Annotated in this window: 9 protein-coding genes; 5 read left to right on the forward strand and 4 right to left on the reverse strand. The window is 74.4% G+C overall.

Annotated features, from left to right (window positions below; genetic code table 11):
* Positions 1–566 (forward strand): response regulator transcription factor (locus ABZ646_RS07055; protein ID WP_360513787.1); only part of this gene is annotated, 566 nt, incomplete at its 5' end.
* Positions 567–686: 120 nt separating this feature from the next.
* Here ABZ646_RS07055 and ABZ646_RS07060 read toward each other — a convergent pair.
* Complete coding sequence (locus ABZ646_RS07060; protein ID WP_360513790.1) at positions 687–1997, reverse strand: M14 family zinc carboxypeptidase; 1311 nt, start codon at positions 1995–1997, stop codon at positions 687–689.
* 19 nt (positions 1998–2016) lie between these two features.
* Positions 2017–2163 (reverse strand): hypothetical protein, encoded by a 147-nt coding sequence (locus tag ABZ646_RS07065; RefSeq protein ID WP_360513793.1) that lies wholly within the window; start codon positions 2161–2163, stop codon positions 2017–2019.
* Positions 2164–2239: 76 nt separating this feature from the next.
* Here ABZ646_RS07065 and ABZ646_RS07070 point away from each other — a divergent pair, with 76 nt between their 5' ends.
* The 3 genes from ABZ646_RS07070 (at position 2240) to ABZ646_RS07080 (ending at position 7100) form a co-directional block, all read left to right on the forward strand.
* Positions 2240–3547, forward strand: coding sequence for a ThiF family adenylyltransferase (locus ABZ646_RS07070; protein ID WP_360513796.1), 1308 nt, complete (start codon positions 2240–2242; stop codon positions 3545–3547).
* On the forward strand, positions 3544–4815 hold the full coding sequence (locus tag ABZ646_RS07075; protein ID WP_360513799.1) for a hypothetical protein: 1272 nt from the start codon (positions 3544–3546) through the stop codon (positions 4813–4815). The genes ABZ646_RS07070 and ABZ646_RS07075 overlap by 4 nt, the downstream gene beginning before the upstream one ends.
* A 104-nt stretch (positions 4816–4919) precedes the next feature.
* Entirely contained in the window at positions 4920–7100 is a 2181-nt protein-coding gene (locus ABZ646_RS07080) for a DEAD/DEAH box helicase (protein ID WP_360513802.1), read from the forward strand.
* A 62-nt stretch (positions 7101–7162) separates the two neighbouring features.
* Here ABZ646_RS07080 and ABZ646_RS07085 read toward each other — a convergent pair whose 3' ends face one another.
* A complete protein-coding gene (locus ABZ646_RS07085; RefSeq protein WP_360513805.1) occupies positions 7163–8164 on the reverse strand; it encodes a LacI family DNA-binding transcriptional regulator in 1002 nt (333 codons plus the stop codon).
* A gap of 193 nt (positions 8165–8357) precedes the next feature.
* Here ABZ646_RS07085 and ABZ646_RS07090 point away from each other — a divergent pair, with 193 nt between their 5' ends.
* Positions 8358–11336 carry a glycoside hydrolase family 2 TIM barrel-domain containing protein gene (locus ABZ646_RS07090; RefSeq protein WP_360513808.1) on the forward strand — a complete coding sequence of 993 codons (2979 nt, stop codon included), beginning with the start codon at positions 8358–8360 and terminating at the stop codon, positions 11334–11336.
* Between the two features lie 75 nt (positions 11337–11411).
* On the opposite strand, the gene ABZ646_RS07095 is transcribed toward ABZ646_RS07090, so the two are convergent.
* Positions 11412–12584 (reverse strand): serpin family protein, encoded by a 1173-nt coding sequence (locus ABZ646_RS07095; RefSeq protein WP_360513811.1) that lies wholly within the window; start codon positions 12582–12584, stop codon positions 11412–11414.
* Between the last annotated feature and the right edge of the window lie 118 nt (positions 12585–12702).

Here is a 12702-nt window from a genome sequence, read left to right on the forward strand (position 1 = left end):
ACGAACTGGCGCGCAGCGCACGCGCGGACGTGGTCGTCATGGACATCCGCATGCCCGAGACGGACGGCATCGAGGGGACCCGCCTGATCGCCGCCGACGAGGACATGGCGGGCGTCCGGGTGCTGGTGCTGACCACCTACGACAGCGACGAGCACATCATGGCGGCGCTGCGGGCCGGGGCCAGCGGGTTCATGGTCAAGGACACCCTCCCGGCCGACCTGCTGCGGGGCGTGCGCACGGTGGCCGCCGGTGACGCGCTGCTCTCCCCGGGGCCCACCGCCCGTGTCATCGGCCGCATCCTGCGTCTGCCCCAGGCGGCCCCGCCACCGGACGGCCGCCTCGACGCGGAACGCCTCGCCGCCCTGTCCTCCCGTGAGCGCGAGGTCCTCACCCTGGTGGCCCGGGGCCTGAACAACACGGAGATCGCCCACGCCCTGCATCTGAGCCCGCTCACCGCGAAGACGCACGTCAGCCGCATCATGAGCCGCCTCGGCGCCCGAGACCGGGCCCAACTGGTCATCATCGGCTACGAAACCGGCCTCGTCGTCCCCGGCACCCGAACCTGACCACGGGGCACGGCTCGGCGCCGGTGGCCTGGGACAGGTGTTCCTGTCCCGGCCTCCGTCCGCCCGGCTTTCCGTCCTCCGGCGTCCGCCGTCCACTCGGCGTCGCACCGGGCACGGGAGTCACCCCAGGGTCGTCAGCGCGCTCTCCGCGGCTGCCACGACCGTGCGTGTCTGGAGTTCCACCTGCCGGCGCACCGGCACCCGGCGCAGGCGCAGGGCCTCTTCGAAGTCCGCGCACCACGCGGTGGACAGTTCGGCGAGGTCGCGGTGGAGTGCGGCAGCCGCGGGGTCGCCCGCCGCCTCCAGCAGCCGTGCCAACAGGCCTGCGGCGCGCAGGGGTTGGCGGCGGGCCACGATGTCGAGGGCGCAGACCTGGGCCGTCGTCAACCGGCGTGGACCACCGGGGCGGGTCGCGTCGGCCGCCTGCCGGGCCAGCGGTTCCCAGGACTCGGCGACCAGGTCGTAGAGGCCGCCGGCCATCCACTCCAGCACACGCCGGGACGGGTCCTCCCGCGCCGTCGGCAGGAACCCGCGCGCCTTGTCGAGTACGGCCGTCACCTGCTGTCCGCCGTCCCGTACCAGCACGGCCAGGTCGTGCAGTGCGCGGGCGGCGTCCGGGTGCGGGGACGGGTCGCCGGCCAGGTCGGTCGCCCACATGGGCACTTCGACGATCGCCGTGGCGCCCCCGTACCGCTGAGGTGCGCACCAGGTGGACAGCCCGATGTTCTCGGACCCGGCGGCCAGCCGGCCGGTGCTGTCCGGCGGTGGCAGGACGTAGATCCCGGGGGCGGGGTTCTCCCAGTACAGGGCGTCGAACGTACCGCGCTGGACCGGGACGCCGAGTTCCGCGGCGGACGTCATGAAGGGCACGGCGAGTCCGGGGAGGTCGCGGGTCGACTGGACCCAGCTGCCGCCCGCCTCGACGCCGTGCAGGGAGCACTGGAGGAACGGCCGCAGTTCGTCGATCACCCGGAACAGCGCCTGGCTCTCGGGGAGTTGCCCACCTTCGAGGGGCGCCCACTCCGGCTGTTCCGCCGCGACGGGACGGTAGGCGGCGCGGAAGTAGTCGTGCAGCGTGTGGCGGGGCCCGGCCGTCGCCTCCTCGATGCCCCGGCTCAGCGCGGCGCCGTCCGGGTCCAGGCACAGAACGATGTCCCAGGTGACCACGGCGGGATCGGTCGCGGGGGACGACCGGTCGCCGTGCGCCACCTGCTCCGCCAGGGCGATCGCGGTCGCACCGCCGACCGGCTCGTCGGGGTGCGGCCGGGCCACCACCAGGACGTGGCGCGGCCCGTGTCCCACGGACAGCATCAGGATCGGGCGGCCCTCGCGGGACGTCCCGATCCGGCGCAGCCGGACGGCTCCGGCGGATCGGGAGGCCAGCCGCCGCGCCGCGTCCTCGACTTCGGCGACCGTGGGATAACGGTCCATCGTCCGCGTCCGGATCAGGTCAGGAGCCGCCGTTGCCCCCGCTGTCGCCGGTGGTCTCCTTCTTGTCGAGCGGCCGGATCTCGATCTTGTTCGTCATGCCGTCTCCTCCCGTCGCCGACTGCGGCGTGCCGTGGTCGGTGTGCTCTTGCCAGCGTTCGGTCGACACGTGACCCTTGTCAATGTCCGTTGAGCATTGGGGAGTTGGGGCTGACGAGAATGGCGCGAAGATGACGGTGCCGGCGATGCGGCGGCCTCGGATCAAGCCGGAGCACCGGGCCTACCGGACGGTCGACGGACATGTGCGGATCGGCAGCGTCGTACACGGCATCGGGGCGGAGGTGCGGGACCCCGACGGCTGGGTGTGGACCCTGGTCGGGGCCATGGACGGTACGCGCAGCCCCGCGGACATCGTCGCCGAGGTGTCCGGCCGTCACCCGGAACTCTCGCTGCCCGGCCCGGACATCGTCCAGGCGATCGCGGACCTGACCTCGGCCGGCTACGTGGAGGACGCCGGTGCCGCGCCGTCGGAGGAACTGTCCGACCGGGAACGCGAGCGGTACGGCAGGGGGATGACCCTGCTGCGCTGGATGGACCTCCGGCCGCGGCAGAGCGCCTGGGAGCCGCAGCTACGGCTGCGCCGCGCCCGGGTCCTGCTGATCGGTGTCGGCGGGACCGGCGGGACCACCGCACGGGACCTGGTGGCCTCCGGCGTGGGACGGCTGCACTGCGTCGAACCGGACGTCGTCGAACTGTCCAACCTCAACCGGCAGACGCTCTTCCGCGAGCGCGACCTCGGTACGCCCAAGATCGACGCGGCGCTGACCGCGTTGCACGCCCTGAACTCGGACACGACGGTGACCGGTGTGCGCCGCGAGGTACGCGGGCCGGCCGACCTGGAGGACCTGCTGGCCGGCGGCCCCGGCGGCACGTCGGAGTACGATGTCCTGCTGCTCGCCGCCGACCGCCCGGCCGCGATCCGCAGATGGACCAACCAGGTCTGTCTGGCCTCCGGTACGCCGTGGGCGGAGGCCGGTTATCGTGGTCCGCTGGTGAGCGTCGGGGTCTTCGCCCCCGGCCGGGGTGCGTGCTGGGAGTGCCTGCGCACGGCCGAGGCGGAGCGCCGGGACCTGCGGCTCGCACCCGGCCAGGACGAGGAGGTCGCCTCGCCCCGTATGCCGTGGAACCCTGTCAACGCCGTGACCGCGGGACTGTCGGGCAGCCTGCTCGCCCACGCCGCGCTCGTCCTGCTGTGCGGGATCCCGCACATCGACCCCGGATACCGCTTCGGCCTCAACCTCATGCTGCCCGGCGACCCCCTCATGCAACGCTTCCCCCGCCGACCGGACTGCCCGGCCTGCGGCGCGGGTACGGGGGAGGACCCGAGACCGGAGACGAATTCCGAGGTGGGCTCGGCTGCGGACTCGGAATCGGCGGGCACTGGGGGACCGGCGGTGCACCCCGGACGGGTGGTGCACCCTGGACCGGCGGTGCGCACCGAACCGGTGGTCGGAACCGAGCCGGTGGGCCCCGGGCCGCGGGAGTCGGCGTGAACGACACCGCGGCGCAGGGGCCCACTCGGATCGGACCGTCGACCCGTGTTCTGCTGCACGACCTCGGAGTGCGACGTGACGGGGACGAGTGGATCGTGGGCCGTATGGCCACCCGGACCTTCGTCGCTCTGCCGGCGGCCGGGGCGCGGGCGCTGGAACTCCTCGGCGAGGGACTGAGCGTGGCCCGCACGGCGGAGGTCCTGCGCGACGAGACCGGCGACGAACTCGACATCGCGGACTTCGTCGGCGACCTGACCGCTCTGGGGTTCGTGGCCCGGATCGGGGACCGCCCGGTCCCGGACGCCGAACCGCCACCGGCGTCCCTGCCATGGCTGCGACCCCAGCACGTCCGCCACGCCCTGCACCCCGCGCTCCCCGTGCTCGCCGGGGTGCTGCTGCTGGCCGCCCTCGTCGTCCTGGTCCGCCGTCCCGGGCTGCTGCCGGGCTACCGCGACCTGCTGTGGAGCCCGCACGGCAGCGTGGTCCTGCTGACCTGGGCGGCGGCCGGCTGGACGCTGTTGTTCGCCCATGAACTGGCGCACCTGGTGACCGCCCGCGCTGCGGGAGTGCCGGGCAGGATGCGGCTGGGTACCCGGTTGCAGTTCCTCGTCATGCAGACCGACATCAGCGGCATCGAACTGGCGCCCCGCCGCCACCGGCTGACGTCCTACCTGGCCGGCATCGCCGTCAACCTGTCCGTCGCGTCAGCCCTGGTCCTGACCCTCGCCTGCACGGACCCCGCCGCGACGGGCCACCGCTTGGCGGCCGCCGCCCTGGTGATCGCCCTGATGCCTCTGCCCTTCCAGCTCATGGTGTTCACCCGCACCGACCTCTACTTCGTCCTCCAGGACCTCACCGGCTGCCGGAACCTGTACGGCGACGGCCTCGCCTACGCGCGTCACCGGTACCGGCGGGCGGTGCGGTCGCGGCGCCGCCCCGCCGGTGCCGATCCGAGCGTCCGGTTGCCTCCGCACGAGCGCCGGGCCGTGCGCCTCTACAGCGTCGTCCTGGTGACGGGCACAGCTGCCTGCGTGGCGTTCATGGCCGCCGTCACCCTCCCCGCCGACGTGACCCTGCTGGTCCGCGCGGCCCAGGGGCTCGGGCCGGCCCACGGCCTCGCGCGCAACGCCGACTCGGCGGCGGTGCTGCTCACCCTGGGCGGGGTCAACGTCCTCTGGCTGGCGACCCGTTGCCGCGACCGCCGCGACCGCCGCGACCGCCGCGACCGCCGCGCACGCCGCGCCTGCGGGCCCGCGGCGACGAGCTGAGGCCCCCGGCCGCGGGCCGCCCCTGAGTACCGGCCGTGCGCTGGAGCACGGGGGATCCGGGGACGGTGGGAGGATGCGGGGAGGGCGAGTGAGGGGCGGGGCACGTGGGGCGGGGCGAGCGGGAAGCGGTCGCGAGGGGGACGCGGCTGTGCGAGGCGGCCCGGAACGTGGTCGCGGACCACGACGGGGCCGTGGCGGCGGTACGGGCCGCACTGACCCCGATCCACGACGCCGCGGTACGACGGGAACTCGACGCCATCCCGGTCACCCGGCTGCAGGACGTCACCGAAGGGCGGCTGCGGCTGGGCGGCGTGGAGCGGAGCGGGCTGCGCACGGTTGGCGACGTGCTCGACGCGGGCTCCTACCGGCTGCGGCAGATCCCCGGGGTGGGGCAGCGCACCGTCGACCAGATGCTCGCCGCGGCCCGCAGGCTCCGCGACGCCGTCCACGAGACCGTGGCCGTCCACATCGACGTGGACCGGCCGGACCCCGGCACCACCGCGCTCGTCAGGGCTCTGCACGTGCTGGTGGAGGCGGGGCCTCAGGCGCGGCGCGCCGTCGACCGGGCGGCCGCCCTGGCCGAGCGGCTGGGCCTGCTGCAGGCCGCCGCCGAGCCCACGGCCGGTCGGTTCCGGATGCTCCTGGCCGGCCGGGAGAAGAAGGCCCGGGCGCTGGCGGCGGTGACGGAGATCCGTTCCCTGCTGGACGAGGCGGAGCGGGCGGAACTGCCCGAACTGTTCGCCCAGGCCTCGGTCGACCTGCTCCGCGGGCCGTCGTCCGACCTCGCCGCCTGGACGGATTTCGAACTCCGCTCGGCCGACTACTACAGCCTGCTCGCCGAGATCTCCGGACCGGCCCCCGACATCGCGGCCGCCGAGGGTTTCCTGCCGGACGAGATCGCCGAGCGGGTACGGACCCAGCACCTCGACGACGCGTACCGGCGGGTCTCCCTGCGTGGCTACCAGGCCTTCGGAGCGCGGTTCGCCCTCGCGCAGCGCAAGGTGGTCCTCGGTGACGAGATGGGCCTCGGCAAGACCATCCAGGCGATCGCCGTGCTGGCCCACCTGGCCGCCGAGGGGCAGAGCCACCTCATGGTGGTGTGCCCCGCGAGCGTCCTCGTCAACTGGACCCGGGAGATCGAGGCCCGCAGCGCCCTGCGCGTCCTGCTGCTGCACGGCCCCGACCGGCACGACGCGTTCGCCGACTGGAAGGGGCGCGGCGGGGTCGCGGTGACCACGTTCGACGCCCTGCGCGGATTTCCCGCACCGGGCGGCGGCGAGGTCGGCCTCTTCGTGGTCGACGAGGCGCACACCGTCAAGAACCCGAAGGCCAAGCGGTCCCAGGCGGTGGCCCAGTGGGCCGATCGCTGCGAGCGCACCCTGTTCATGACCGGAACCCCGATGGAGAACCGGGTCGCGGAGTTCCGCAACCTGGTCGGGATGCTCGACGACGGGATCGCGAAAGCCCTGGAGGACGGGGACGCCCTGGCCGGCTCGGTCGCCTTCCGCAAGGCCGTCGCCCCCGTCTATCTGCGGCGCAACCAGCAGGACGTGCTCACCGAACTCCCCAGCCTGCAGCGGACCGACGAGTGGGAGGAGCTGAGCTCCTCGGACGAGGAGGCCTACCGCGAGGCCGTGCGCTCCGGGAACTTCATGGCGATGCGCAGGGCCGCGTACGCGCGCCCCGAGGGGTCGGCCAAGCTGGAGCGGCTCCGGGAGATCGTCGAGGAGGCCGCCGAGAACGGGCAGAAGACCGTGGTCTTCTCCTACTTCAAGGACGTGCTGCAGGTGGTCCGGGACGCACTCGCCGGCGCACTCGCCGACGGCACCGATGTCTTCGGCCCCCTCACCGGCGCCGTGCCCGCCGCGCGGCGGCAGCAGACCGTCGACGACTACGCCGCCGCCCCGGGCCCCGCCGTGCTCCTCGCGCAGATCCAGGCGGCCGGCATCGGCCTCAACCTCCAGGCCGCCTCCGTCGTCGTCATCTGCGAGCCTCAGATCAAGCCCACCATTGAGCACCAGGCGGTGGCCAGGGCCCACCGCATGGGCCAGGTCAGACCGGTCCGCGTGCACCGCCTGCTCGCCACCGGGGGAGTGGACGAACGCCTGGTGCGGATGCTGGAGCGGAAGACCCGCCTGTTCGACGCCTACGCGCGCCGCAGCGCGGTCGCCGAGGCCACCCCGGACGCGATTGACGTGTCGGACGCCGACCTGGCCCGCCGGATCGTCGAGGAGGAACAGGCCCGCCTGGGCGTGCCGGCCGCACGCGGCACCGAACCCGAGTGAACCCCGGGGCCCAGGTGAACCCCCGGGCCGGGCGAGCCCCGGGGGCCCGGCGGTCCGCGCCGCTACCCCGACCCCCGCAGCCGCAGCTCGGCCCCCACCACCAGTTCGTCGGCCGGCAGGGGACCGCTCCCGGTCAGCAGCCTCGCCGTCTGCTCGACCGCGAGTGCCCCGAGGCCGCGGGTGTCCAGGGCCACCGTGGTCAGCGGGGGTTCCACCAGCGCGCCCAGCCGCAGACCGTCGAAGCCGATCACCGCGAGGTCTCCGGGGACCTCGCGGCCCATGCGGCGGGCGGCCCGCAGCGCCCCGAAGGCGATGATGTCGTTGAAGACGAACACGGCGGTCACGTCGGGGTGTTCCGCGAGGAGTTCCTGGAGCGCCCGCTCCCCGCCCTCCGCGCTCTGGTCGGCGCGGGCCACCGAACCGGCGTCCAGCCCGCACGCGGCCATCGCGGCGTCGAACCACTCGTGCCGGACGCTCGGTTCGGACCGTTCCATGTGGTCCAGCATGCCGATGCGCCGGTGGCCCGCCCCGGTGAGGTGCCGGATCGCCGCGTGGACGCCCGCCTCGCCGTCGATCCGGATCGAACTGAACCGTTCGCCGCGGTGCGCGCGGTCGATGAGGACGACGGGCAGCCCCCGGGTCAGCCGGGCGATCTCCTCCTCCGGCAGGCTCAGATAGCCCACGACCGCGTCCACCTGCGAGGCGATCACCTCCAGCGTGCCCCGCTCCTCCTCGACGCGGTCACCGGTGTCGTACACGACGACGTGCCAGCCGCGGCCACGGGCCGCGTCCAGCGCGGCGGCGGCGACCTCCGTGAAGAACGGGTTGAGCAGATCCGGGATCACCAGGCCGACGCTGACCGTGTCCTGCCGCACCAGCCCCCGGGCGAACCTGCTCGGCCGGTACCCCAGCGCGAGGGCCGCGTCGAGGACGCGCTGCTTGGTGGAGACGCCGATCTCGCCCTTGTCGTTGAGCGCCCGTGACACGGTCTGCCGGGACACCCCGGCGGCCTCGGCCACATCGTCGATCGTCACCCTGCGGGGGCCGGTCCCCGACGACGCCATCACTCACCTCCACGAAACAGCCGACACGCCCGCGTCGCAGGACGTCGCAGGGACACCGAGTATGCCGTGTCCCGGAGCCTCGGTCTTGACACTCCCGCGCACCGGAGCCCACACTCCCAAACGCCTCCCGTTACCGCTCCCGTGAGCGCTCACGGTACCGGCTGCCACCCGCTGAACAGAAGGTTGTGACCTCTTGCGCTCCTCGCTCCCCGCGCACGTGTCGGACCCCGCGCCCTGCCACGGCGACCTGCGTCCGGCCCGCTCCTGGCTGCACTCCGACGCGCCCGCCGTCTCGCTGAACGGCCCCTGGCACTTCCGGCTGTCGCCCACCGCGGCCGTGGCCGAGGACTTCGCGACCGAGGACTTCGACGACCGCGGCTGGGACAGCATCCCGGTGCCCGCCCACTGGGTGCTGGAGGGCGACGGCGCCCACGGCCGCCCGATCTACACCAACGTCCAGTTCCCGTTCCCCATCGACCCGCCGCACGTCCCCGACGAGAACCCCACCGGCGACTACCGCCGGCACTTCGACCTCCCGGAGGACTGGCGGGACGCCGAGCGGGTCCTGCTGCGCTTCGACGGTGTGGAGTCGCTGTTCCGGGTGTGGGTGAACGGCGTCGAGATCGGCGGCGCCAGTGGCAGCCGGCTGGCCCACGAGTTCGACGTGACGTCCGCCGTCCGCCCCGGGGACAACGTCGTCGCCGTACGCGTGCACCAGTGGTCGGCGGCCAGCTACCTGGAGGACCAGGACCAGTGGTGGCTGCCCGGCATCTTCCGGGACGTCACCCTGCTGGCCCGCCCGGCCGGCGGCGTCGAGGACGTCTGGCTGCGGACGGGGTACGACGACGGGCGCGGCCGCGTCGAGGCGGAGATCACCGCCGGCGCGAGCGCGTTCCCGGTCACCCTGCGCATCCCCGAACTGGGCGTCGAGCAGGTCTGGGAGACGGCGGCCGACGTGGCACCGGTCGAGGTGGCCGCCGTGCAGCCGTGGTCCGCCGAACTGCCCCGCCTGTACGACGCGACCGTCTCCTCGGCCGCCGAGACCGTCGCCCTGCGGGTCGGCTTCCGCACCGTCGAGATCCGCGGCGACCGGTTCCTGGTCAACGGCCGCCGGGTGGTCTTCCACGGCATGAACCGGCACGAGACCCACCCCGAGCGCGGCCGGGTCTTCGACGAGGCGCACGCCCGCGCGGACCTGGCCCGGATGAAGCGGTTCAACGTGAACGCCATCCGCACCAGCCACTACCCGCCGCACCCCCGGCTGCTCGACCTCGCCGACGAACTCGGCTTCTGGGTCGTCCTCGAATGCGACCTGGAGACCCACGGCTTCGAGAAGGTCGGCTGGGCCGGCAACCCCAGCGACGACCCGGCCTGGCGCGCCGCCTGCCTGGACCGCGTCGAGCGCACCGTGGAACGGGACAAGAACCACCCCTGCGTCGTGCTCTGGTCGCTCGGCAACGAGGCCGGCACCGGCGCCAACCTCGCCGCCATGTCGGCCTGGGTGCACGCCCGCGACCCCGAGCGTCCCGTGCACTACGAGGGCGACTACACCGGCGACTACACCGACGTGTACTCCCGGATGTACTCGACGGTGCCGGAGACCGAGCAGATCGGCACCGACGGCTCCACCGCCCCGCTGCTGGGCTGCACCCCGGCCCAGGGCGCCCGGCAGCGCACCAAGCCCTTCCTGCTCTGCGAGTACGCCCACGCCATGGGCAACGGCCCCGGCGCCCTCGACCAGTACGAGGAGCTCGTCCACCGGCACCCGCGGCTGCACGGCGGCTTCGTCTGGGAGTGGCGCGACCACGGCATCTCGGCCACCGCCCCGGACGGGACGCCGTACTACGCGTACGGCGGGGACTTCGGGGAGGTCGTGCACGACGGCAACTTCGTGATGGACGGCATGGTGCTGAGCGACGACGTGCCGACGCCCGGCCTGTACGAGTACAAGGCCGTCGTGCAGCCGATCCGGTTCGCGTTCGACGGCGGCGAACTCGCCGTCACCAACCTGCGGCACTCGGCCGACACCTCCGACCTGCGCTTCCGCTGGCGCGTCGAGCACGACGGAAACCCCGTGGCCGCGGGGGACCTGGAGGTACCGGTGGTCGCGGCGGGCGAGTCGGCGCGGGTGGCGCTGCCGCCGGTCGCGGCCGCGGCGGACGCCGAGACCTGGCTGACGGTCGAGGCGGTGCTGGCGGCCGAGACCGCCTGGGCGCCCGAGGGGCACGAGGTCGCCACCGCCCAACTGGACCGCTCGGTACGGCGCCCGGTGCCCGCGGCCCGGCCCCGCACCGGCTGGCGGCCGGGGGAGGGCACCCTAGCCCTCGGCATCGCCGAGTTCACCGGCGGCTCCCTCACCCGTCTCGCCGGACGCCCGGTGACCGGCCCGCGGCTGGAACTGTTCCGGGCGCCCACCGACAACGACGAGGGCACCGCCGACCGGCTGGAGGGCAGTGACGCGAGCCTCGTCGAGGTGTCCAGCGCCGAACTCTGGCGGCGCGACGGACTCGACCGGCTGACCACCCGCCGCATCGGCGTGGAGCAGGCCACGGACGCCCTGCGCACCCTCGACCGGGTCTCCGCCGCCGACTCCGCCCTCGCGGTCACCGTGGAGTCCGTCTGGACGGTCGAGGACGGCGAACTGGAACTGCGCGTGGAGATCGAACCCTCGCGCGGCTGGACCACGGTGTGGCCGCGGATCGGGGTGCGCTTCGAACTGCCCGACGCGACGGCACCCGTGGACGGCGCCCGGTGGTTCGGCCTCGGTCCCCTGGAGTCCTACCCCGACAGCATGCGCGCGGCCCGCACCGGCCACTTCACGGCCGGCGTGGCGGACCTCTCGGTCGACTACGCGCGCCCCCAGGAGACCGGCCACCGCTCCGGGCTGCGGCACCTGACGCTGACCAGCGGCGACACCGACGTCCTGCGCCTGACGGCCCTGCCCGACCCGCGCGGGCGGCGCCCCGGCTTCACCCTCGCCCGCCACACCCCGCAGCAACTCGCCCGCGCCGCCCACCCCTTCGAACTCCCGGAGTCCGCCACCAGCCACCTGATCATCGACGCGGTCCAGCACGGCCTCGGCTCCCGGGCCTGCGGGCCGGACGTGTGGCCCGAGTTCGCCCTGCGCCCCGAGGCCCGCACCATCAGGCTCCGCATCGCACCGGGAGCCTGAACCCGCGCGTGCCGTCGCGCCCGTGGCCCCCGGCGGTCACGGGCCGGGGTTCTCGGCTCGGTGGGCCAGGGTGGTTCAGCCCGCCGGGGCCGGGTCCGTGATCCAGCCCGCCGCCAGGACCAGGCGGGTCTCGCGGTGTACGGCGAGGAAGCCGAACGGGCGGTCGAAGACGGCCCGGACCACGGTGGACTCGTACTGGTACTGCGGCGGGCCGCTGCCCGGCGCCGCCAGCACGGCCGTCACCGCGGCGGCCCGGAAGCCCAGCGGGCCGAACTCGGCGACCGCGGACTGCCCGGCCGCGCCGATGGCGAGCGGCGCCGCGCTGATCCCGGGGAAGTGCCCCTCGCGGGCGTCGGCCGCCGTGGACAGCCCGAACAGGCCGTGCAGTTGCAGCAGATCGTGGTCCGCGCGCACCGCGAACCCGACGGTCGTCACATCGAGCCGCATCGGGTCCGGGGTGAGGGACGGCTGCCGCTCCACGGCCACGCCGGGACCCGCGGGGCCGTAGGGCAGCTGGCCGCCGGTCGTCACCGGCAGGACGCGTTCCAGGACGCCGATGCCGGTGCCCAGCACCTGCCCCGGCGCCATCCCCTCCGCGCCGAGCAGGAGATGGACGTCGAGGCCGTTGCCGCCGGGCACCTTGACCGTGGTGACCGGACCGTCCGGGCCGGCGGTCACCCCGATCCGGTCCGGGCGGACGCTGCTGCGGTGCAGACCGGCCAGGGTACGGCCCTGCCACGGGCCGGAGCCGGGCCGCAGCACGGTCTCCCGGAACGGGTGCTGCCAGTCCGTGCGCAGCGCCAGCGCGGTCGCCAGGACCAGCCGGGCTCCGTCCGGCAACTGGACCGGCATCCGCTCGACCAGCCCACCGGTGCGCTTGGCCGCCCACGCGTCCAGCGCCTCCCGGGACGCCGCTGCGTCGGGCCCGAGCGCCCCGTGCGCGTCGGCGGGCAGCCCCGCCGCCCACTGCTCGTGCAACGTGAGCGCACGGTCGGTCCACAGCCCCAGGGCCGACTCCACGCCGGGCATCGCGTCCAGCCCGGCGAGTAACTCCCGCGCGCCGGCCGCCGCCCGGTCGGCCTGCAGTCCCACGGCCCGGGTCAGTTCGTCCCGGGCGGGTCCCGTGGCGCCGTCGGCGAGGAAGGCCAGCAGCGGCCAGACACCGGCGGCCGAGATGACGGTGCCCTGCCTGGTCTGCCGCGCCCAGCGTGCGGTGAGCGCGTTCACGGCGCTGACGGTGTCGTTCATTCGTCGTCCTCCCAGGGACACTCGGGGAAGGGCAGGGGACCCGTGGCCCGGTCCGCCACGAGGACGGGCCGGGAACGCCGGTGCGGGCGCGGAAGCGGCACGGCCGCCGCGGACGCCG

The organism is Streptomyces sp. NPDC007162 (genome assembly GCF_040634175.1).
In the GTDB taxonomy this organism is placed as follows: Bacteria; Actinomycetota; Actinomycetes; order Streptomycetales; family Streptomycetaceae; genus Streptomyces.